Source organism: Prevotella sp. P5-92, from assembly GCF_002251245.1.
Classification (GTDB): Bacteria; Bacteroidota; Bacteroidia; order Bacteroidales; family Bacteroidaceae; genus Prevotella.
In genome coordinates, this window is sequence record NZ_NPJG01000127.1 from 55793 (window position 1) to 77026 (window position 21234).

General features: G+C 51.2%; 21 protein-coding genes. 9 read left to right on the forward strand and 12 right to left on the reverse strand.

What is annotated here, in order from left to right; genetic code table 11:
* The first annotated feature begins 149 nt into the window (after positions 1–149).
* Complete coding sequence (gene udk, locus CIK99_RS13955; RefSeq protein ID WP_094382107.1) at positions 150–758, forward strand: uridine kinase; 609 nt, start codon at positions 150–152, stop codon at positions 756–758.
* A gap of 19 nt (positions 759–777) precedes the next feature.
* Positions 778–1284 (forward strand): histidine phosphatase family protein, encoded by a 507-nt coding sequence (locus CIK99_RS13960; protein WP_094382108.1) that lies wholly within the window; start codon positions 778–780, stop codon positions 1282–1284.
* Between the two features lie 8 nt (positions 1285–1292).
* Here CIK99_RS13960 and CIK99_RS13965 read toward each other — a convergent pair whose 3' ends face one another.
* The 5 genes from CIK99_RS13965 to truA form a co-directional block, all read right to left on the reverse strand.
* Positions 1293–2333, reverse strand: coding sequence for a hypothetical protein (locus CIK99_RS13965; protein ID WP_094382109.1), 1041 nt, complete (start codon positions 2331–2333; stop codon positions 1293–1295).
* 192 nt (positions 2334–2525) lie between these two features.
* Entirely contained in the window at positions 2526–3470 is a 945-nt protein-coding gene (locus CIK99_RS13970; RefSeq protein WP_094382110.1) for an SPFH domain-containing protein, read from the reverse strand.
* Between the two features lie 38 nt (positions 3471–3508).
* Positions 3509–3949, reverse strand: coding sequence for an NfeD family protein (locus CIK99_RS13975; protein ID WP_094382111.1), 441 nt, complete (start codon positions 3947–3949; stop codon positions 3509–3511).
* Between the two features lie 105 nt (positions 3950–4054).
* Entirely contained in the window at positions 4055–4972 is a 918-nt protein-coding gene (locus CIK99_RS13980; protein WP_094382112.1) for a DMT family transporter, read from the reverse strand.
* A gap of 8 nt (positions 4973–4980) precedes the next feature.
* Positions 4981–5709, reverse strand: coding sequence for a tRNA pseudouridine(38-40) synthase TruA (gene truA / locus CIK99_RS13985; RefSeq protein ID WP_094382113.1), 729 nt, complete (start codon positions 5707–5709; stop codon positions 4981–4983).
* Between the two features lie 139 nt (positions 5710–5848).
* Between truA and CIK99_RS13990 the strand changes: the two genes are divergently transcribed.
* Together CIK99_RS13990 and CIK99_RS13995 are read left to right on the forward strand one after the other, a co-directional pair.
* On the forward strand, positions 5849–6634 hold the full coding sequence (locus tag CIK99_RS13990; RefSeq protein ID WP_094382114.1) for an EFR1 family ferrodoxin: 786 nt from the start codon (positions 5849–5851) through the stop codon (positions 6632–6634).
* A 65-nt stretch (positions 6635–6699) separates the two neighbouring features.
* Positions 6700–8598: a M6 family metalloprotease domain-containing protein gene (locus tag CIK99_RS13995; protein ID WP_094382115.1), complete on the forward strand. Its 1899-nt coding sequence runs from the start codon at positions 6700–6702 to the stop codon at positions 8596–8598.
* Here CIK99_RS13995 and CIK99_RS14000 read toward each other — a convergent pair.
* The 3 genes from CIK99_RS14000 to CIK99_RS14010 are packed head-to-tail and all read right to left on the reverse strand — an operon-like array spanning position 8503 to position 10946.
* On the reverse strand, positions 8503–9183 hold the full coding sequence (locus CIK99_RS14000; protein WP_254047823.1) for a YggS family pyridoxal phosphate-dependent enzyme: 681 nt from the start codon (positions 9181–9183) through the stop codon (positions 8503–8505). The two genes, CIK99_RS13995 and CIK99_RS14000, sit on opposite strands and share 96 nt — an antisense overlap.
* A gap of 16 nt (positions 9184–9199) precedes the next feature.
* Positions 9200–9682 (reverse strand): DUF4494 domain-containing protein, encoded by a 483-nt coding sequence (locus CIK99_RS14005; protein ID WP_094382116.1) that lies wholly within the window; start codon positions 9680–9682, stop codon positions 9200–9202.
* A gap of 31 nt (positions 9683–9713) precedes the next feature.
* Positions 9714–10946: a protein kinase gene (locus CIK99_RS14010; protein WP_094382117.1), complete on the reverse strand. Its 1233-nt coding sequence runs from the start codon at positions 10944–10946 to the stop codon at positions 9714–9716.
* A 200-nt stretch (positions 10947–11146) separates the two neighbouring features.
* Between CIK99_RS14010 and CIK99_RS14015 the strand changes: the two genes are divergently transcribed.
* From CIK99_RS14015 to CIK99_RS14030, 4 genes are all read left to right on the forward strand, one after another.
* Complete coding sequence (locus tag CIK99_RS14015) at positions 11147–12349, forward strand: pyridoxal phosphate-dependent aminotransferase (protein WP_094382118.1); 1203 nt, start codon at positions 11147–11149, stop codon at positions 12347–12349.
* A gap of 73 nt (positions 12350–12422) precedes the next feature.
* On the forward strand, positions 12423–13670 hold the full coding sequence (locus CIK99_RS14020; protein WP_094382119.1) for an FtsX-like permease family protein: 1248 nt from the start codon (positions 12423–12425) through the stop codon (positions 13668–13670).
* Between the two features lie 186 nt (positions 13671–13856).
* Positions 13857–15515, forward strand: a complete 1659-nt coding sequence (locus CIK99_RS14025; RefSeq protein WP_094382120.1) for an AMP-binding protein — start codon at positions 13857–13859, stop codon at positions 15513–15515.
* A gap of 37 nt (positions 15516–15552) precedes the next feature.
* Complete coding sequence (locus CIK99_RS14030; protein ID WP_094382121.1) at positions 15553–17205, forward strand: AMP-binding protein; 1653 nt, start codon at positions 15553–15555, stop codon at positions 17203–17205.
* 449 nt (positions 17206–17654) lie between these two features.
* On the opposite strand, the gene CIK99_RS14035 is transcribed toward CIK99_RS14030, so the two are convergent.
* The 3 genes from CIK99_RS14035 to CIK99_RS14045 all read right to left on the reverse strand — a co-directional run bounded on the left by CIK99_RS14035 (position 17655) and on the right by CIK99_RS14045 (position 19954).
* Positions 17655–18266 carry an RloB family protein gene (locus CIK99_RS14035; RefSeq protein WP_094382122.1) on the reverse strand — a complete coding sequence of 204 codons (612 nt, stop codon included), beginning with the start codon at positions 18264–18266 and terminating at the stop codon, positions 17655–17657.
* A 1-nt stretch (position 18267) separates the two neighbouring features.
* Entirely contained in the window at positions 18268–19548 is a 1281-nt protein-coding gene (locus CIK99_RS14040; protein ID WP_094382123.1) for an ATP/GTP-binding protein, read from the reverse strand.
* Positions 19549–19651: 103 nt separating this feature from the next.
* The gene (locus CIK99_RS14045) at positions 19652–19954 is read right to left on the reverse strand and encodes a DNA cytosine methyltransferase (RefSeq protein ID WP_094382124.1); all 303 of its coding nucleotides are present in this window, start codon (positions 19952–19954) and stop codon (positions 19652–19654) included.
* A 664-nt stretch (positions 19955–20618) separates the two neighbouring features.
* Between CIK99_RS14045 and CIK99_RS16125 the strand changes: the two genes are divergently transcribed.
* A complete protein-coding gene (locus tag CIK99_RS16125; protein WP_371591047.1) occupies positions 20619–20921 on the forward strand; it encodes a DUF6169 family protein in 303 nt (100 codons plus the stop codon).
* 167 nt (positions 20922–21088) lie between these two features.
* Here CIK99_RS16125 and CIK99_RS15465 read toward each other — a convergent pair whose 3' ends face one another.
* Positions 21089–21211 (reverse strand): smalltalk protein, encoded by a 123-nt coding sequence (locus CIK99_RS15465; RefSeq protein ID WP_158215874.1) that lies wholly within the window; start codon positions 21209–21211, stop codon positions 21089–21091.
* Positions 21212–21234 lie beyond the last annotated feature (23 nt).

Below are 21234 nucleotides of genomic sequence, written 5' to 3' on the forward strand. Positions count from 1 at the left end.
TGCTTTTGGTGTGCAAAGTTACATGTTTTTTCTCTTTCATCCAAATCTTTTCCTATGTTTTTCTCATTTTTTTGAAAAAAAGTGGTGTTATGTTTGATATTTCGCGGATATTTTGTATTTTTGTCTCCCAAAAACATATATTTTTGCTTATGAAGATAATTGGTGTAGCAGGTGGTACGGGTTCGGGCAAGACCACCGTTGTGAAAAAAATTGTGGAGGCGTTGCCTCCTCATCACGTAGCCGTTGTGCCTCTTGATTCTTATTACAACGACACGTCGGAGTTGACCTCTGAGGAGCGTCGTGCCATTAATTTTGATCATCCCGACGCTTTTGACTGGCCGTTGCTCATTGATCATGTCAGGCGGTTGAAGGCAGGCGAGAGTGTCGAACAGCCCACCTATTCCTATCTCATCAGCAACCGCCTTCCCGAGACGGTGCATGTAGAACCCAAGCCAGTGATTCTTATTGAAGGCATTATGACGCTTGTTAACAAGGAGCTTCGCGACATGATGGACATTCGTATCTTTGTCGATACCGACTCTGACGAGCGTCTTATTCGCAATATTCAGCGCGATGTGGTGGAGCGTGGGCGTACGGTAGATATGGTCATCGACCGTTATCTCAAGGTGTTGAAGCCGATGCACGAGCAGTTTATCGAACCGTCGAAGAAGTATGCTGACATCATTATCCCGTTGGGTGGTGAAAACAAGACAGGGATAAATATTATAAAGACATATATAGAAAAGGTGGTAAAATAACTATAGGACGACTTGACGAATGACAAAACTCTATCTTGTCCGCCACGGAGAGACTGTTGACAACGTAAACCGGATAATGCAGGGACAGACGCAAGGCGAACTCACCGCGGTGGGTGTCAGCCAGGCAGAAGCGTTGGCAGAGCAGATGGCCGGCTTGCCTCTCGACGCCATTGTGGCGAGCGATCTGAAACGAGCCGTTGACACTGCCGCCGCCACCGCTCGTCGCCGTGGAATGGAAGTGTTGACGACACCTTTGTTGCGTGAGCGCGACTGGGGCGGTTTCACAGGCCGTTATATTCCCGACTTGAAAGACGAAAAGTGGCCGGACGACATAGAGTCGCTCGACCACTTGAAATTAAGAGCAGAGAAATTTATTTCTTTTGTTCGTGACACATACCCTGGCAAGCGTGTGCTTGCCGTCGGGCATGGAATAATCAATAAGGCGATACAATCTGTGTATTACAATCTTGAGATGAAAGACGTGAAGCCTATGGTCAATGCCGAGATCCGTGTGCTTGATCTTTAACCTGTGGGTTAGAGGCGTTTCATCTGCATTCTCTCACCTTGGCTTTTCGATCCAGAGATGCCTCTGTCGTTGAAGCGTGGCGAACGTTGCATTTGCGAACGGTTTTCTGAACGTTGCATCTGCGAGCGGTTCTCTATTCTTTGCTGACGTTCCATGCGTGGTTGTTGCATTTGGTGGTTGCGTTGCAGTTGTTGTTGGCGCTCGTATCGTTGTGGTTGTGTACGCTGCGGGTTGTAGCCTTCCGACTTGCGCTCGTAGCTGTTGCCTTCTTTCTGGCGGTTGTTTACTGTCACTCGTGTTGAGCTGTTTCTGTTGAAACGGTCGTTGCCATAGCGGTTGCCGTTACCGTTGTTGTTACGGTCGAAGCGGTTGCTGTTACCGTTGTTGTTTCGGTCGAAGCGGTTGCCGTTACCGTTGTTGTTTCGGTCGAAGCGGTTGCCGTTACCGTTGTTGTTACGGTCGAAGCGGTTGCCGTTACCGTTATTGTTACGGTCGAAGCGGTTGCTGTTGTTGCGGTTGCTGTGTCCTATTTCTCCTCTGTCGAATCTGTCTCTCATGCCGTTGTTGGCGTGATGGTTTCTGAAGTGAGAGCTGTGGTTATGGTAATAGCTGTGTCCACCGTTCATTCTCCAGCTGTGTCCACCTCTGTAGGAAACATACACCGTTGGTCGGGCGAAGTAGTAGAACGAGCGTCTCGGATATCTTGCGTAGATGCCGAAGTGCCAGCACCCAGCGTTCCAGTAGAGCGGACGGAAGAAGTAAGAAGCAGCTCTGAAAGCGTTCCATTGCCAGTCGAGCAAGATGTAGCTAAGGTCGAGATTGCGTCTTGTCCAGTAGTCGCCATAGACATCATCCACGCTGGTCACGCCCATCAGGTAGTCGAGGTTAATCTCGTATGCGGCGTCATACTGAGCGTCAGAGAGATTGAGCTCGTAAGCCATTTTGTCTGTCAGGAACAGCGCCTCTCTGCGAGCCTGTTCGTAACTCATTGCGTTGGCCGAAGCCGTAAAGGTCATCAGTGCCACTATTGCCATCAATATCTTTTTCATAACCGTATATTTTTTAAATTGTTGTTTTAAATGTTTATTATCTCGTGTTCTCGACCTCGGTGTTTTTTTGCTTGTGAAAGTCGAGTTTTTGTTTCTTTGCTGCAAAGATACGGCAATTATGGCAAAAGAAAAAGGGATTTTCCCTAACTAGTGAGAGGAAAATCCCTAATGCGTTATTTATTCACCTTTTTTCTATTCGTTTTTGAACAAATCCTTTATTCCGCCGATGCTTCCCATGAGGTTTGTTGCCTCGTAAGGCAGATATACGGTCTTGGTCTTGTCGCCCTCGGCTATCTGTTGCAGCATCTGTATATATTTCTGTGCCAGGAGGTAGTTGGCGGGGTTTGTCGTCTTGCCCACCGCCTCGGTTATTTTCTGTATGGCGATGGCCTCTGCCTCCGCCTTTCTTATTCTTGCCTGCGCTTCGCCTTCAGCCTTTAGGATGGCCTGTTGCTTAAGAGCCTCGGCTCGGTTGATGGTAGCCATTTTCTCGCCTTCCGACTGCAGGATGTCGCTGGCTTTCTTACCTTCGCTGGTGAGGATGGTGGCACGTTTGTTACGTTCAGCCTGCATCTGTTTTTCCATTGCCGTGAGCACGCTTTCAGGCGGTGTTATGTCTTGCAGTTCCACTCGGTTCACCTTTATTCCCCATTTGTTTGTGGCATCGTCGAGCACCGAGCGTAGTTTAGTGTTGATTGTGTCTCGCGATGTGAGAGTCTCGTCGAGTTCCAGTTCGCCGATAATGTTTCTCAGCGTGGTCTGTGTTAGTTTCTCGATAGCATTTGGGAGATTGTTTATTTCATACACCGCCTTGAATGGATCCACAATCTGGAAGTAGAGCAGAGCGTTGATTTCCGTCTGTACGTTGTCTTTTGTTATCACGTTTTGTTTCGGGAAGTCATACACCTGTTCACGCAGGTCTATAGAGTTAGAATACACATATCGTCCGGCTCTCATCACCACAATTTCCTTTGCCCTATCGACGATAGGTATGATGATGTTGATACCAGGGCGCAGTGTGGCATAGTAACGTCCGAGGCGTTCAATGATTTTTGTTTCTGACTGTGGTATGATGACGAGAGCCATCTTCGCGAAAATCAGCACGAGTACCACGATAGCGATGAGTACGTAGGTCATAAGCTAAAAAAAAAATAAGTTGATGAATAATTCAAGGATTATGCTGGTTCAACGGTGAGGATGATGCTTTCGCGCGTCACTATTGTCACCGTATCGCCTTTTTTGATGTCTGTTGAAGCTGTGGCCTTCCAGTCGTCGCCGTCGATGGCCACTCGTCCGTATCCGTTTGCGGGAATGTCCTGGCTCACCTTAGCCTTTCGTCCTATGATGGCGTCAGCATTGCTTGGCACGGGCTCTGTTCCTTGATGGATGTATCGCAAGGCGAAGGGTCGTACGAGGAAGATGGCAATAGCCGAGACGATGGCGAACACGGCCGTCTGCACGTAGATGCCACCTAAGAGAGTAGATACCAAGGCAGCTAATCCTCCCACTGCGAAGCAGATGATGAAGAAGCTGCCCGAGAACATCTCGAGCACTATGCTCGCCACGATTATCAGCGACCATAGTTGCCATAAGTTAGCGTTAATGTAATCTGTCATATTCTTCTTTTTTTTGTTTAATCACTGCCGATATGGAGGTATATCATGCTTCATATTTTGATTAATCACTGCCGATATGGAGGCAGATCATGCTTCATATTTTGATTAATGACTACCGATATAGAGGCATATCATGCCGAGCAGTACGAGCGCCAGGTCGATGACCTTCGACTTGAGGTTTTTCTCGTGGAAAGCCAGTGCTGCAAAGAGGAAGCTCACCACCACGCTGCCCCGTCGTATCATGGAGACGATGCTTATCATTGCCCCTGGCAGCGACAGCGAGTAGAAATAGACGAAGTCTGCAGCCGAGAGGAAGATGCTTATGAAGATGATGCACCAATGCCATCTGAACGGCGTGGTGTGTTGTCTTTTCGGCCACCACAGCAGCATGAGCATAGCTCCCATCATGAAGCACTGGTAGATGTTATACCAGCTCTGCACCATCATCTTGTCGAGTCCCACGCCGCCGTCTTCTGGAGCCGCCATGAGATATTTGTCATACAGTCCGCTGACGGCACCGAGCACCGCCGCTCCCACTATCATCCATATCCAGTGGTCGCGTTTGAAGTCGATGCCCTCCTTCTTTCCGCTTCTGCTCAGCATGAAAAACGAGAGTACGGCTAATGCCACTCCGAGCCATTGCCATCCGTTGAGCCTTTCGCCGAAGAACAGCAGTGCGCCTACGAGCACCATCACGGGTCGTGTGGCATTGATTGGTCCTACGATGGTCAGCGGCAAGTGTTTCATGCCGAAATATCCTAATATCCAGCTGCTCAAGACGATGAAGCTCTTCAGTACTATATATTTGTGAACCTCCCATCCGCCTGAAGCCACGTGGAAGATGTTTCCGTCAAGGGCGTCGGTGGTATAGCTGACGATGATAAACGGGAGGAAGATGAGCGACGAGAACAGTGTGTTGAGAAACAACACTGGTATCACGGCGTTTCCGCTCAATGCCTTTTTCTTAAACGAGTCGTAGAAGCCGAGTAAGGCAGCCGACAGGAATGCTAATATTAACCACATATTACAATTTAATAATCTACCTTTTCTAAAAACAAGGCATTGCCAGGCATCGATTCGCCGGCCGCCGTTCGCTTCCCTCCTTCTATCACGCGTCTAAACTCGTCTATTGTCAGTCTGTGTCTTCCCACGTCGATCAGTGTTCCCACCACCGCTCTGACCATGTTTCTCAGGAAGCGGTCGGCGCTGATCTCGAAATACCACTGTGTCGGCGATGTCTGTATCCATTCCGCCTTTGTCACCTTGCAGAGTGTGGTCTTCACGTCTGAATGGCTCTTGCAGAATGCCCCGAAGTCGGTATAGTCCTTCAGCAATGCCGCGGCAGTGTTCATCAGTTCGAAGTCCAGTTCGTATGGTGTGAGAAACGAGTAATGTCTGAGGAACGGGTCTTTTCGTGTGTGGATGAAATAGCGGTAGGTACGTTTTTTCGCGCTGAACCGCGCGTGCATGTCTTCCCCCACCTCTCTCACGTCGTGAATGGCCATTGTCCTTGGCACCAGCCGGTTTAGTTTGTATGCGAGCTGCTGGCAGTCGATAGCCGTGTCGTGGTCGAAGTGAGCCACCATCTCGCGAGCGTGCACACCGGCGTCGGTTCTTCCCGCTCCCACCACGTCGGTTTGTTTTCTCAGCAGTGTGGTCAGCGCCTTTTGCAGCTCTTCCTGTACCGAGATGCCGTTAGGCTGTATCTGCCATCCGTGGAAGTCGGTGCCGTCGTAAGCCAGAGAAATGAAATATCTCATTTTTTTTTGTGTGTTATTTATCTACTTTACGAGTGCAAATATAATACATTTATTTCAATCTGACGCAATAAAACGGTGAAAAATGATATTTTCCCGCCATTTATTTTGCGAAATCAAAGATTTGTTGTACCTTTGGCGCATGATTTTCTATTTTTCAGGAACCGGAAACAGTGCTTGGGCAGCCCGTCGTCTTCATCAGTGCACGGGCGAGGAGCTGGTCGATATGGCTGGTGCGCTGCAATCGGGAGCAGACAGTCTTCACTATACGTTAGAGCCAGGCGAGCGTCTTGGCTTTTGTTTTCCCATTCACGGCTGGCAGCCGCCCGCCCTTGTCAGGCGTTTCGTTCGTGGCATGCATCTCGACGGCGCTGACGGAGCCATGACCTATGCTGTGGTTACCTGCGGCGACAATATCGGCGAGGCGATGGCCATCTTTTCGCGCGAGTTGCGCCGAAGAGGTTTAGAACTCCATTCCGCCCTTTCGCTCGTCATGCCCGAGTCATATGTAGCCCTTCCGTTTATGTACACCGACACCATAGAGCGTGAAAGGGAGAAATGCCGTCAGGCATCAGCCGACCTCGAGCGTTTCCTGCCGTTGCTTCTCGACGGTCGTCGTGGCGAGTGGCGTTTGGTCAAGGGCAAGTGTGCCTGGCTGTTGTCGTACGTCATTGGCGGTTTTTTCAATCGTTTCATGATCACCGACAAGAAGTTCCGTGCCGATGCTTCCCGTTGCATAGGTTGTGGTCAGTGTGTCAAAGCCTGTCCTGTAGGCAATATGTCGCTCGCCGACGGCCAGCCGCAGTGGCATCACGACGGCAGCTGCACCACGTGTCTCGCCTGTTATCACCATTGTCCCCGTCATGCCATCGACTACGGTCGCGTCACGCGTCGTCGCGGACAGTATTATTTCGGGAAAAACAATTAAAGCTACATTATTGAAAGACAAATTAAAGCAATATTATTTTTGGAAAAAAACAGCAATTATCTACTATGTTACTTAGAATATTCTTACTTCTCACCATTGCCGTTACCATGTCGCAACGGGTGTCGGCAGCGAAGGCCTTCCGCGAATGGAGCCAGTTCCGTCAGACCGACGGCAGCCGCCTCGACGTACAGCTCGTGGGCGACGAGTATTTCCACTATTACATCGCCACCGACGGCGCCATCCTCGTCCACGACGGTTCCAGCCTGTATCTTGCCGACCAAGACAGCGACGGCAACCTCGTTTCCTCGCGTATCCTTGCCCATGCTCCTGGCCAGCGCGCGTTGGCAGAGACGATGGCAGTGATGCGTCAAGACCGCGAGTCGATGGTAGCCAAGGGCATGGAGAAAGCCAGTCGCCAGCGTCTCGCCACGCGCTCCTCTTCGTCGCCCGCCTTATTTCCCGCTATCGGCTCGCCCCGTGCCGTTGTCATCATGGTCGAGTTTTCCGACCTCCAGTTTCGCATTCCCGATGCTTTCGGGCAGTTTGACAACAGTCTCAACGGCAAGGGCACCAATCCCGATCATGTCATGTATGAGAATTTCGGTAGCGTCAACCAGTATTTCTCTGACATGAGCGGCGGACGATATTCGCCCCAGTTCGACCTCTACGGCCCTTACCGGCTCAGCGAGTCGTACAAGACCTACGGCCGCGGCCGCGACAATATCACCGCGCTGCTTAAGGCCAGCTGTCAGGCCGCCGATGCCGATGTCGATTTCTCGCAATACGACGCCGACGGCGACGGCTATGCCGACCTCGTGTATATCATCTACGCCGGCTATGGCGAGAACTATGCTTCCAACAGTTCCGATTATATCTGGCCTCAGTCAGGTCATATCTCCTCCACGCCGGTCTTCGACGGGGTGAAGATATGCCGTTATGGCGTCAGCAACGAGTTGCATGGCTCAGAGAACAACCAAGCCAACATAGGCTACAAGATGAGCGGCATCGGGCTCTTCTGCCACGAGTTCTGCCACACCCTCGGTCTTCCCGACCTCTATCCCACCTATGGCTACGCCTCGGAATGTTGCGATGTAGGACTGGGCTATTACGGACTGATGGACGCGGGCGAATACACCTTCAACGGCTATCGCCCTTCGGCATTGACCTGCTGGGAGCGCGAGCGTCTGGGCTGGATCACTGTGCCTGAGCTTTACCAATCGCAGGATGTGATGCTGACCACGGCCGAGCGTGGTGGCGGCAGCTACAAGATCAGCAATCCCGTCAATCCTGCCGAGTGTTATATGCTTGAGGTGGTGGAGAATTCCTCCGACCTTTGGAACGGCAAGATCTTTGGTCGCGGACTCGTGATCTATCATATCGACTTCGACGACTACGCATTCAAAATAGCCGGCTTAGGCGGCAACAATCTGAATAACACCATCGGTCATCCGCGTTTCTCGCTTGTGGCCGCCGACGGCCTGATGCTCAGCGACTATTATGTCAAGACCACCGTGACGAATAGCGTTTGGACAGACGTCAACACCGTCAATGCCGAGCTGTTGCGCCGCTATGGTGGCCAGTATATAGACTACGCCACATACAAGGAAGAGGCGGCTGGCGACCCTTTCCCTGGAGTCAGTGGCGTGACGTCGTTCACCGACTATTCGCCTCTGCCCGCCTTCTGGTATTCAGGTGGTGGCATAGAAAAGCCGCTGACCGACATTACAGAGGTGTCAGCCAGCAGCGTCTCGTTCAAGTTCATGGGCGGTTCCGCGTCAGTGGAAGGTGTCGAGGCCGATGCCTCGTCGCCCGTAGCCTGTTATGGTCTCGACGGCCGCAGGGTGCCGAAGGGTCAGGGCAGGGGAGTGTTAATATACACGAGGTCCGAAAATCCTCGTTCCGACACGCACCATCGTGCTCCTGCACTCAACAGCAAGCGGATAGTCGTCACTCATACCCCATGACCGTTGGTCGAAGTAAGGCGCGTCGGCAAAGTGTCGTGCCTTCACTTCGTCGAAGAAGTTGGCGGCGGTCATAAACTCGTTGCGTATCTGCGTCTCGTCGTCGGTGTTCGACGCCATCATCATCAGTCCGCGGATGCGCACGTTTTTCATCTCGCGCCACAGCCCCTCGTCGAGCATCTTACGGCAGTCGTCGGGTGTCAGTCCGTATTTCGTCGCCTCCTGCGCTATATGCAGTTCAAGCAGCACGTCGATGGTGCGGTTGTTTTTCGCCGCCTGCTTCTGTATCTCTGCCATGAGCTTCATCGAATCTACGGCCTCTATCATGCTGATATATGGAGCTATATACTTGACCTTGTTGGTCTGCAGGTGGCCTATGAAATGCCAGCAGATGTCTTTCGGCATCACCTCCACCTTGCGTTGCAGTTCCTGCACATGGCTTTCGCCGAAGATGCGTTGTCCCTCGTCGTATGCTGCCTGCAGGTATTCAGCAGGGTGATACTTGCTGATGGCCACGAGTCTCACGTGCTCTGGCAGAGTGGCTAATACCTCCTGCAGGTTTTTCTTCACGTCGTAATCCAACATCATGTATCCTCCCCGTCGGTTATTGCTGTTCGTATTCGGGCTTGTCGTCCTTTTCCTTCTTCTTGTATTCAAACACGTCCATCAGCGTGGTCTCGTTGACGGCTGAAACGACATAGTCCACCATCGACTGCGACATCACCTCGTCGATGCTCTTCACGGCGCCGTTCATCGAGCCAGCGTTGAACAGGTAGTTCACTGTCGATTTCTTCTCTTTCTGTGTCTTCTCGTCGAGTGTGATGAAGGCGAGTTTCGCCTTGTACCACTTGTCGGCAGAGTCGCTGTCGGCGAAGAACACCTCGGCGTATGGTGCAATCTTGATGTCCATGATCTCAAATTCGCCGCTGACGTACGACGACATTTCCTCGGTGATACGTTCTTCTGCTTCGCTGAATGAAAGTGCGTCAACCACGTAGTTCTCCGACACTTTCTTCTGCATTCCGTCTTCCATGGTCTTTTCGTAACGGATTCGGCATTCAAACCAAATAGCTGTTCTACTTCTCATTGTCTTTCTTTTTCTTTCTTTATTTGTTTATTTACTGTTTTATTTCCTTTTTCTTCATGTTGCTCACCTTGTCGATAATCTCCTGGGCTATGCGTTGGCTCTTCGACATGGGCATGGCCGTCTGGCTTGCTATCTTCTCCTGCACCTCGTTCAGTTCCGAGATAGCCTTTTGGCTCGAAGCGGAGAATTTGCTTTGCGACGAGTTCATCACCCCGGCGTTATACACCTTCGAGAGTATTCTGTCGGCTTCCTTTTCAAATCGTTTTCGGAATATATCCTCCGCTTTCTTCTGGTATTCCTCCATCTTTTTCTTTTGCGCCTCGGTCAGCGCGCCCGACGAGTCGGTGGGCAGTATTCCTAATTCTGTCGTCGGGTCGATGCCCTCGTCGAGGAAGTCCTCTGTCTTAGGCTGCGGTGCGGGCTTGATATATTCCATCTCGTTTTGTTCGGGCACGATGCTGAAATACGCGCCGACGATGATGGCGGTAGCGGCGGCTGCTGTGAGCAGCGTCACGGCCTGTCGTCTGAAGGCGGCGAGTCTTTTCAGAGCTTTCTCCATGTTCCTTACCGAGTCGTAGCGGTCTTCGGGCAGTTCGCGTGTAGCCTTCTTCACCACTTTCTTCACTGGCATCGGCATCGATCCCGTGGAGTAGAGATACTCTATCAGTTTTCCTATCGAATACACGTCGCATCGCTCGTCGATGGTGCCGTGAGCCAACACTTCAGGCGCCACATAGCTGGCGAGGTCGCCGTAGAGCTCCTCTTGGTTTTCTATGTTCTGATAGAACGAGCCGTGGTTCAGCAGCATCAGCCTGCCGTCGCCGCGTCGTATCAGTATGTTCTCCGGCGCGAAACACGTGTGATAGATGCCGTTGGCGTGCAGCTCCTTGGCTGCCTCGAAAGTCTGCGAAATGATGTCTTTGAGAAAGTCGTTGCGCGCCACCATCGACGGCGTGTCAAACAGCATCTGAGCCAGCGTGACAAACACGCCTCTTTCGGCCACGAGCGTCTTTTTCGTCTTTCCCTTAACGTCGTCGCCGCCTGGCATGTATCTTATCTGATGGTTGGCCTTTATCTCCTTGTGTGCCTCGTGTTCCTTCCTGAGGTCTTCTTCAAAGAGGATGTTGTCGGTGAGTTCGTCCCTGATGTCAATCACGTTCACGAAGCGTGCTCCGGCGTTTCTTTTCGTGAAACAGCCGAGCAAGGTATGGCAAAGTTTATTTTCTCCCGCGTCGCGCTTCGATAAGAGTTCGTCGTAATTCATTGTCTGTAGTCCTTTCGAGTTAAAGTTTGGCAAAAGTAATTCTTTTTGTTGAAAAGAGCGAAGAGATTGCGTAAAAATATGTTAATTCCCATGATTTAGGTAATAAAATGGTTTTATTTCGATTTTTTTTTATTTCAGTTTGCCGTTTTCCAATTAATAATAGTACCTTTGCAGTCGAAAAATAATTTTTTTGTAGAATCATGCCGGAAATATCTGTTCGCGGACATGAGATGCCCGAGTCGCCTATACGCAAGCTCGCACCTCTTGCTGCCGCTGCAAAGAAGCGTGGGACGAAGGTCTATCACCTCAACATCGGCCAGCCCGATCTGCCCACACCACAAGTTGCCCTCGATGCCCTGAAGCATATCGACCGCAACATTCTTGAATATTCGCCTTCCCAGGGTATCCAGAGCTACCGTGAGAAGCTCGTGAGCTATTACCGTCGTTACGACATCAATGTCGATGCCGACGACATCATCATCACCTCGGGAGGAAGCGAGGCGGTGCTCTTCGCCTTTATGTCGTGTCTTAACCCAGGCGACGAGATTATCGTCCCCGAGCCAGCCTACGCCAACTACATGGCGTTTGCCATCTCCGCGGGCGCGCGCATACGTACCATAGCTACTACTATAGAGGAAGGCTTCTCGCTGCCAAAGGTGGAGAAGTTTGAGGAGCTCATCAACGACCGCACACGTGCCATCATGATCTGCAATCCCAACAACCCCACGGGCTATCTCTACACCCGCCGCGAGATGAACCAGATACGCGACCTCGTGAAGAAGTACGACCTTTACCTCTTCTCCGACGAGGTCTATCGCGAATATATCTACACCGGTTCGCCGTATATCAGCGCGTGCCATCTCGAAGGCATCCAGCAGAATGTCATCCTCATCGACTCCGTGTCGAAGCGCTATTCCGAGTGCGGCATCCGCATCGGCGCCCTCATCACCAAGAACGAGGCCGTGCGCAAGGCGGTGATGAAGTTCTGCCAGGCGCGTCTCTCGCCGCCGCTCATAGGCCAGCTTGTAGCCGAGGCGTCGCTCGACACGCCCGAGGAGTACCTGCGTGACGTGTATGACGAGTATGTGGAGCGCCGCAAGTGTCTCATCGACGGACTCAACCGCATCCCCGGTGTCTATTCGCCCATCCCCATGGGAGCGTTCTACACCGTGGCGAAGTTGCCCGTTGACGATAGCGAGAAGTTCTGCCGCTGGTGTCTGTCGGAGTTCGAATACGAGGGCGAGACCGTGATGATGGCTCCCGCCTCAGGCTTCTACACCACTCCTGGCGCTGGCCACAACCAGGTGCGTATAGCCTACGTCCTGAAGAAAGAAGACCTCTCCCGCGCCCTCGTGGTGCTGCAGAAAGCCCTCGAGGCTTATCCTGGCAGGGTGGAGGAGTGAGATTTACTTGGGGAGTTAAAGAAGAATGAGGCATTCCATACCTCCAATACTTCTGTAAAAGAACAACAATACATTGAACCTTTCATATTTCATAGCACGCCGCATATATAGCGACAAGGGCGACCGCCACAAGGTGAGCCGCCCGGCCATACATATAGCCACGGCAGGAGTGGCCATCGGCCTCGCCATCATGATCATCACCGTCTCGGTGGTGATGGGTTTTAAGCATACCATACGCGACAAGGTTGTAGGCTTCGGCTGCCATATTCAGGTAGCCAACTTCCTCGCCATGCAGAGCACCGACAACTATCCCATCTGCATCGACGACAGCACCATGCGCGCCATGAGCCGCATCGACGGCATCAGCCATGTGCAGCGCTATGCCGTGGCACAAGGCATACTCAAGACCGACGACGACTTCCTCGGCATCGCCTTCAAGGGCGTGGCAAAGGAATATGAATGGGACTTCATACGCGACCATCTCGTCGCTGGCTCCATACCGCAGTTCTCAGACACCGCATCGACCAACGCCATCCTCATCTCCACCAATACCGCCTCCACGCTCAAACTCAAACAGGGCGACCGCATCTACGGCTATTTCGTCGGGACACAAGGCGTGCGCACACGCCGCTTCACCGTGGCAGGCATCTACGAGACCAACATGAGCCAGTTCGACAACACGCTCTGCTTCACCGACCTCTACACCACCTGCAAGGTCAACGGATGGAAAGAAGGACAGTGCTCGGGAGCCGAACTCACCGTCAGCGACTTCACCCGCCTCGACGCCACCGCGCAAAACGTGGTGGAGAAGGTCAACCGCCACACCGACCGCTATGGCGACACCATGGTCTCGCAGACCATCTACGACGCCTATCCGCAGATCTTCTCATGGCTCTCGCTGCTCGACATCAACGTGTGGATCATCCTCGTGCTGATGATCTGCGTGGCAGGATTCACCATGATCTCCGGACTGCTCATCATCATCCTCGAACGCACACAGATGATAGGCACACTGAAAGCCCTCGGCGCGCCTAACGCCACCATACGCCACACGTTCCTCTGGTTTGCCGTCTTCGTCATCGGCCGCGGCATGCTCTTCGGCGACATCGCCGCAGCAGCACTCATCATCTTGCAGCAGACCACGGGCATCGTCAGCCTCGACCCCGCCACCTACTACGTGTCCGAAGCACCCATGGAGGTCCATCTGCCTGCCTTCGCCGCGCTCAACGCCGTCACGCTCGTCGTCAGCGTGCTCATCCTCATCGCCCCCAGCTATCTCATCTCGCATATCTCTCCGTCGAAATCCATGAGATACGAGTAGGTCTGCTACAAGCACCTCGCCGATTATATCCCCAAAACCACCACTTATACCCCCAAAAACGCTGATTATGCCTCAAAAATAGTCATAATCGGAAAAAACGTAGGCATAACATAAAGTTTTTGCACAAAAAGTTTTGGAATGTGCAGAAAAACGATTATCTTTGCACAAAATTTCAAAAATTGTGCAATGAATACATTTCGCAGCTTCAATTCATATATAGAACGAAGTATAATAGACAACTGGAATCTCGATGCCCTTACCGACTATAAGGGCATCACGCTGCAGTATCACGACGTGGCGCGAAAGATAGAGAAACTCCACATCCTCTTTGAATATTCAGGCGTGAAGCCCGGCGACAAGATCGGACTCTGCGGACGCAACTCCTCGCACTGGGCGGTGGCATTCTTCGCCACACTCACCTACGGCGCCGTCGCCGTGCCCATACAAAACGAGTTCAAGCCCGAGCAGATATACAACATCGTCAACCACAGCGAGTCGAAACTCCTCTTCGTGGGCGACTACGTGGCCAAGGAGATCAACCCCGCAGAGATGCCGTCACTCGAAGGCATAATCAACATCCCCGACTATTCGCTCATGCTCTCGCGCACCGACGACCTCACCTACGCGCGCGAACATCTCAACGAAATATTCGGCCGCCGCTTCCCACGCTGCTTCCGGGCCGACGACGTCCACTATCACGAGGATCAGGCAGAAGAGCTCGCCGTCATCAACTACACCAGCGGCACCACAGGCTTCTCAAAGGGCGTCATGCTGCCCTACCGCGCCCTGTGGGGCAATCTCGACGGACTGCTCGACACCATGGGGACGCATATCAAAAACGGCAGCAGCATACTCAGCATCCTGCCCATGGCACACATGTACGGCATGCTCGTGGAGTTTATCTTCCCCTTCGTCCATGGCTGCCATCTCTTCTTCCTCACCCGACTGCCCTCGCCAGCCATCATTGCACAAGCCTTCGCCGAGGTCCATCCCTCCATTGTCATCTCCGTGCCGCTCGTGGTCGATAAGATCATACGCAAGCACGTCTTCCCGCGCATCCAGAACAACAAGGTCAGGCTGCTGTGGAACATGCCCGTCATCAACAAGAAAGTCAAGGAGCGCATCTGCCAGCTCGTCATGGAGGTCTTCGGCGGCAACGCCTATCAGGTCATGACCGGCGGCGCGGCACTCAATCAAGAGATAGAACAGTTTCTGAAGTCCATCGACTTCCCCATCACCTCGGGCTACGGAGCCACCGAGTGCGCTCCGCTCATCACCTATAGCGACTGGCACCAGTTCGTGCCAGGCAGCTGCGGCACACCCGTCAAGCACATGGAGGTGAAGATACTCAGCCCCGACCCCGCACGCATCCCCGGCGAGATCGTGGCGCGTGGCGTCAACGTCATGCTCGGCTACTACAAAAACCCCGAGGCCACGGCCGAGGTGCTCGACGCCGACGGATGGTATCACACCGGCGACCTCGCCACCATGAGCGCCGACGGACATGTGTTCATCCGCGGACGCATCAAAAACATGCTCCTCGGAGCCAACGGACAGAACGTCTATCCCGAGGAGATAGAAGACAAACTCAACAATATGGCCATGGTCAGCGAGAGCCTTATCCTACAGCGTGGCGACAAGTTTGTAGCCCTCGTCGTGCCCGACAAGGAAGAGGCGCAGACCATGAACTTCACCACCGACGACATCGTCAGCGTCATGGAGCAAAACCGCAAGGAACTCAACCTCCAGCTGCCGCCCTTCTGCCAGCTCTCCGCCATAGAGATACACGAGGAAGACTTTGCCAAGACCCCAAAGAAGAGCATCAAACGCTACCTCTATAAATAGAGCCCCAAAGCAATACACATACAAACCCACTCATCATATGGAATCATTCAACGCTATCATCGAGAAAAGCATCTTCGACAACTGGGACCGCGACGCCCTCACCGACTATAAGGGCATCACCCTGCAGTACCACGACGTGGCGCGAAAGATAGAGAAACTCCACATCCTCTTCGAGAACGGAGGCGTTGAGCGAGGCGACAAGATCGCCCTCTGCGGACGCAACAGCGCACACTGGGCAGTGGCATTCCTCGCCACTCTCACCTATGGAGCCATCGCCGTGCCAGTGCTCCACGAGTTCACAGCCGAACAGATCCATAACATCGTCAACCACAGCGAGGCGAAGTTCCTCTTCGTGGGAGATGTCGTGGCCACACAGGTCGATCCCGTGAAGATGCCAGGACTGGAAGGCATCATCAACATACCCGACTACTCGCTCCGCCTCTCGCGCACCGACAAGCTCACCTACGCACGCGAACACCTCAACGAGATGTTCGGACGCAAATACCCCAAGTATTTCCGCCGACAGCACGTAGCCTACTACAAGGAACAGAGCCCCGACGAACTCGCACTCATCAACTACACCTCGGGCACCACAGGCTTCTCCAAGGGCGTCATGATACCATACCGCGCCCTCTGGGGCAACTACGACTTCGCCGAGCACGTGTTAGGCAACGTGGTGAAACAGGGCGACAGCGTCATCAGCATCCTGCCCATGGCACACATGTATGGCATGGCGTTCGAGTTCATCTTCGAGTTCCTGCACGGCTGCCATATCTACTACCTCACGCGCATCCCCTCGCCGGCCATCATCGCACAGGCGTTCACCGACATCCGCCCGGCCATCATCATCGCCGTGCCACTCATCATCGAGAAGATCATCCGCAAGAGGGTGTTCCCCAAGCTCCAGAACAACACCATGCGCCTGCTCTGGAACATGCCCGTCATCAGCAAGAAGATACAACAGCGCGTATGCGAACAGGTGCGCAAGGCCTTCGGCGACCAGTTCTACGAGATCATCATCGGCGGAGCTGCCTTCAACCACGAGGTGGAACAGTTTCTCAAGGCCATCGGCTTCCCCTTCACCGTGGGCTACGGCGCCACCGAGTGCGCCCCCATCATCTGCTATTCCGACTGGCAGCACTTCGTGCCAGGCAGCTGCGGCAGGGCGGTCGTCCACATGGAAGTGAAGATCGACAGCCCCGACCCCGCACGCATCCCCGGCGAGATCCTCGCCCGCGGCACCAACGTCATGCTCGGCTACTACAAGAACCCCGAGGCCACGGCGCAGACCATCGACGCCGACGGCTGGTATCACACCGGCGACCTCGGCACCATGGATGCCGACGGTAATGTCTTCATCCGCGGCCGTTCGAAAAACATGCTCCTCGGCCCCAGCGGACAGAACATCTACCCCGAGGAGATTGAAGACAAGCTCAACTCCATGCAACTCGTCCTCGAGAGCGTCGTCGTACAGCGCGACACCAGGCTCGTGGCACTCGTCCATCCCGACATGGATGCCGCCACCGACCTCGGCATACGTCACGATGCCCTTGCCCAGCTCATGGAGCAAAACCGCACACAGGTCAACGAGCAGCTCGCCGCCTACTGCAAACTCGCCGAAATAGAAATCCACAAAAACGAGTTTGAAAAGACTCCCAAAAAGAGCATCAAACGTTATCTGTACAAATAACGATTTGCGGCGGATTTGCCGCCGCTAATCTCGATGATACCTCCAACGCCGCCGCTACCGCCGATATGTCGCCGCTAATCTCGATGACACCGCCAACGCCGCCGCTAATCTCGCCGATTTCGCCGCCGCTAATCTCCGTTGTAGGGTCTTCCCCTCGTGTAAGACCGCCCGCCGCAAACGCCTGCGGGGAAATAACATATACGGGTTGCGGTCTTACACGAGGTAAGACCCTACAGCGGCGGGGGCTGCGCCACGAAAACCGCCAAGGGGATATGGGGACAGGGACATTGGTTCACTCTTTAGGGTCGATGAACCTGTCCCCGATGATTCTTTACTTTAAAAGACCAATTTGATGATTGCGACGTTTCCTTCTTTTCGCTCGCAACTCTTTGTTTTGTTTTATTTATGTTATGCTTCATGCTATAGTAATAACAAAACGAATTTACGGTTTACTTTCCCATGCTTTTTAAATTTTCCATCAACCTTCCAAGTTCCGAGTATGTATAATCTCTGCCATCCTTCAGCTTCTCATCCATTGACCGATTAGCATTGGCCACAGCCTTTTCAAGACTGCCACCATTGCGTTCGAAGTAACCGTGAAGTCCTTTGGTCTTGATGAAGAACTCTATTGTCTTCCGATACTCCACGCATTGGTTGAGGTCTTTGAGCAATGGCTCCTGCTCATCGTATGGACGAGAGGTGTATCGGAAATAATAGAGAAAGAATAGTTCTGTGCAGCGGTGAGTTTCGAAGAACTCCACCTCGCAGTAGATGCCTTTCTTTGGTTTGTCAATAGGCTTGGCATACTTTGCTTTTAGCTTCTGGTATTGTGAACGCTCCGGCTCCTTGTCCTTCGTGTCCATGTCGATAATGCAGAAGATATGGCTGTAACCCATTGCCACGCCCTCTGCAATCTTGGCTTCCAGTTCCTTGATGTTGGTATGCTTAGGATAGTCTGGCTTGATGGTCAGACGTTTGAACACGTCGCATAAGGACTTGAAGTAGAAGAACTCCGTTGGCCCCTCGCCCAAAATAAGGACAGTTTGTCGTAGCTTTCCCATATCAGTCCTCCAAATTTATAAAGATACTACCAAGTTCAGGCTTAGCTCCCAATCTGCCAATGCGATATGAATTGTAAAGCGACAGGTTCTTGTGCAAGCCGAATGAGTCGCCACGGGCATATTCGGACGAAGCAGTCTCCTTGTTCTTCTCAACAAACCACACCACGCCTCTGTTCTCGTTAATCATATCCTGCGACAGAAGGGTGGCTTCCTGACTCGTAATAATCAACTGAGACTTGTCGGAGTTGAAGATAAAGACATTGAGATAGTAGTACAACAGGTCGTTGTGCAGATCCTCGCCCAGTTCATCAAGATAGTACACGTGAGGACTCGTTATCAAGTCGTACAAGGCATCCAATATGCGGATGTATTTCTGAGTGCCCTTTGACTGCCATCTGAGAGGAATATCAAAGTCGCCATTGTCGGAATGGTTCAAGAAAGTGATAGAATCTGTGGTTGGCTTCAACAGGACATCTTTCATCTCCTCAGGGATATTTTCCTTCTGGATGCGCTCGCGGAAATCATTGGGCACAATGCGGTCTTCAACAACAGGACGATATTCCAAAATGTTCAAGTCGGCCTTCTGGAGCATAGTGTTATAGAACTTACGCTTCTTTGGATTGCTGTAAGCATCCTTTAGGATCTCAACAAGACCCTTTTCTACATCGCCGTCCACATCGTGATAATTGGCCATAATCCAAGCGTGAAGAGCATTGAACGGAGCTATGTCTTCTTTCAAGGCAGCCTTTCGGCAAACGGACAGCACACAGTGATTGTTCAGTGTGTTTTCGCGGATGCTCTCCTGTGTCTTGACTTGCAGTTTGAGGCTCGCGCCAAATTTGATGTCTGCCTGCACATTCTCGCCCACAAAACTACGCTCGTAGAACAGCGATTTTGATTTGTTTGGGTAATAGTACAAGGATTCAGTCAGGATGTGCTTGCCGTTGAACTTGACATCGTAGTCATATCGGGTGCCATCGGCATAGAATGACACGTGCATTTCCGTTGGTTCATTTTTGGTGAGCAAAAATGGTATGCCCCCGCCGATTCCTACGGTCGCATCCGACTTTGCCATAACCAACAGACGGAACACCTCATTCATGGCAATCAACATATTCGACTTACCCGAAGCGTTTGAACCATATAGGATGCCTAACTTATACAAGAACACACCATCAGCCACTTCGGTGACAAGTTCCGAAGATGGTCCCTTGGCCACGAAGCTTAATTCCTGCTTGTCGCGAATGGAAAGATAGTTCTTTACCCAAAAATCTCGTATCATATCGCAATATTTTGTCTGTTATCGTAATTTTGCTACAAAAATACAAATAATATTTGAAATGAATACCACATTTATCATTTATTTCCGTAATCACGATACGTTTTTATGTATATTTAACTATAAAGTAGATGCCGAGATAGCAAGATACTGGAAACTGAAACTCTTTGCCATTTGCCAAGCCTACGAATACAGCCCTTCGTCTGTTTTGTGGTACTCCATAATCTGACGCTGTGATTACTTGAACACTCACTTTGTAACCAAGGCTCTCAAAATCCTTGATGATGGAGTCTCTAACCATTCCGTCACCAATGCTAAGTATATTGGGGACATTCTCCATCACAAAGGCATGTGGGCGGAAGCACTCAACAAAACCAAGTTGAAAGTGATTGCCAAGGCCCTTGGCCATAGTCACACAGCCACCATTATGATATACATACAAGGCGAAAGCGATGACAAAGTAGCCGAGGCAAACAGGATGGTTTTATGCAATTTCAAGGGTTTAATGTGTAAATAATGTTAAAAAGAACACATTGATTATATATTCTTTATAAGAGTTTCCCACACCCACAGAAGCAGCTGTAGTGGGTGTGGGAAACTCTTATAACTTATTTACATACTAACAACAGACGAGAAATTCCGCCAAAGATTTGGGGGGTTCAGATTTTCTTTGTACCTTTGCCTTCGAAAAGAATAAAAAAGGAGAGAATGGATATGAAGAATCAATTGACAAGAGAAGAACTTCTGCTTAAAGTGGAAGCCTCCAAAGCAAGGAAACGTCAGCGTATAGCTGAATTAGAGGTCCGTGCACGTGAGTTGTTTAAAGAACGAACAGGCGAGGATCCCAAATATGTATATTCTTTATGAGAAAGTGAAGTGTCGAGGACATAAATAAAACCTCACCATATACAGTATTTGAAGATCCGAAGTCTAACGGTCTTTATTTCGTCACGGCTCATGGAGTTCAGTTGATTGTGGATTTTGTGGAAGACGATTTGATTCATTCGGCAGATTGTTATCAATTCGTAATAAACAACACCAACAACCGACATTCTCCTCGTGATGTAAATGTGATGAAAACGATATTTGCGATTGTCAATGAGTTCTTTAATAAGAACATGTCGGCATTACTTTATATTTGCGAAACTGGCGACGGAAAACAAATTGCTCGGAGTCGATTGTTTAGTTCTTGGTTTGAATCCTATGAATATACAAATATGTTCACTTGTATGTCAACGTCAATTTATGACATGGAAGGCATATTTAACAGTGCAACTCTATTAATCCCTATTTGCCATCCAAACTATAAGGATGTCATTAATGAATTTGCAGAGACTTCTGCACTTTTGAAGGATAAGCCGAATAAGTTACATTAATCTGAAAGTAAAATAAACAGATAATTTCTCGTCCCGCAGGGTTTTGCGCCCTGCGGGACGTTTTTTATATATAGGTTCTAAGAAAAGAAAAATCAACATCCGTAATCAGAAAAAGGGAGCGGCGCCTTGGCGCCGCTCCCTCTTAGTTTCCGTTCAACCAGTTGTCGTCACACGTACTGATTCACTCCCATACAACTCGTCACTCCGAGAGTTGTAGCAATAGCAGACAGCGCTGCCACAATAAGCTGCAATACCAGCTTCCAAGTGCTTGATTTAGATGTAGAACTCATGATGATTAATGGTTAACGATTAT

What these genes read in the sequence shown, in the direction of transcription:
- udk (WP_094382107.1), top strand. Translation starts at nt 150, where the DNA reads ATGAAGATAATTGGTGTAGCAGGTGGTACGGGTTCGGGCAAGACCACC.
- CIK99_RS13960 (WP_094382108.1), top strand. Translation starts at nt 778, where the DNA reads ATGACAAAACTCTATCTTGTCCGCCACGGAGAGACTGTTGACAACGTA.
- CIK99_RS13965 (WP_094382109.1), bottom strand. Translation starts at nt 2,333, where the DNA reads ATGAAAAAGATATTGATGGCAATAGTGGCACTGATGACCTTTACGGCT.
- CIK99_RS13970 (WP_094382110.1), bottom strand. Translation starts at nt 3,470, where the DNA reads ATGACCTACGTACTCATCGCTATCGTGGTACTCGTGCTGATTTTCGCG.
- CIK99_RS13975 (WP_094382111.1), bottom strand. Translation starts at nt 3,949, where the DNA reads ATGACAGATTACATTAACGCTAACTTATGGCAACTATGGTCGCTGATA.
- CIK99_RS13980 (WP_094382112.1), bottom strand. Translation starts at nt 4,972, where the DNA reads ATGTGGTTAATATTAGCATTCCTGTCGGCTGCCTTACTCGGCTTCTAC.
- truA (WP_094382113.1), bottom strand. Translation starts at nt 5,709, where the DNA reads ATGAGATATTTCATTTCTCTGGCTTACGACGGCACCGACTTCCACGGA.
- CIK99_RS13990 (WP_094382114.1), top strand. Translation starts at nt 5,849, where the DNA reads ATGATTTTCTATTTTTCAGGAACCGGAAACAGTGCTTGGGCAGCCCGT.
- CIK99_RS13995 (WP_094382115.1), top strand. Translation starts at nt 6,700, where the DNA reads ATGTTACTTAGAATATTCTTACTTCTCACCATTGCCGTTACCATGTCG.
- CIK99_RS14000 (WP_254047823.1), bottom strand. Translation starts at nt 9,183, where the DNA reads ATGATGTTGGATTACGACGTGAAGAAAAACCTGCAGGAGGTATTAGCC.
- CIK99_RS14005 (WP_094382116.1), bottom strand. Translation starts at nt 9,682, where the DNA reads ATGAGAAGTAGAACAGCTATTTGGTTTGAATGCCGAATCCGTTACGAA.
- CIK99_RS14010 (WP_094382117.1), bottom strand. Translation starts at nt 10,946, where the DNA reads ATGAATTACGACGAACTCTTATCGAAGCGCGACGCGGGAGAAAATAAA.
- CIK99_RS14015 (WP_094382118.1), top strand. Translation starts at nt 11,147, where the DNA reads ATGCCGGAAATATCTGTTCGCGGACATGAGATGCCCGAGTCGCCTATA.
- CIK99_RS14025 (WP_094382120.1), top strand. Translation starts at nt 13,857, where the DNA reads ATGAATACATTTCGCAGCTTCAATTCATATATAGAACGAAGTATAATA.
- CIK99_RS14030 (WP_094382121.1), top strand. Translation starts at nt 15,553, where the DNA reads ATGGAATCATTCAACGCTATCATCGAGAAAAGCATCTTCGACAACTGG.
- CIK99_RS14035 (WP_094382122.1), bottom strand. Translation starts at nt 18,266, where the DNA reads ATGGGAAAGCTACGACAAACTGTCCTTATTTTGGGCGAGGGGCCAACG.
- CIK99_RS14040 (WP_094382123.1), bottom strand. Translation starts at nt 19,548, where the DNA reads ATGATACGAGATTTTTGGGTAAAGAACTATCTTTCCATTCGCGACAAG.
- CIK99_RS14045 (WP_094382124.1), bottom strand. Translation starts at nt 19,954, where the DNA reads ATGGCCAAGGGCCTTGGCAATCACTTTCAACTTGGTTTTGTTGAGTGC.
- CIK99_RS16125 (WP_371591047.1), top strand. Translation starts at nt 20,619, where the DNA reads ATGAAAACGATATTTGCGATTGTCAATGAGTTCTTTAATAAGAACATG.
- CIK99_RS15465 (WP_158215874.1), bottom strand. Translation starts at nt 21,211, where the DNA reads ATGAGTTCTACATCTAAATCAAGCACTTGGAAGCTGGTATTGCAGCTT.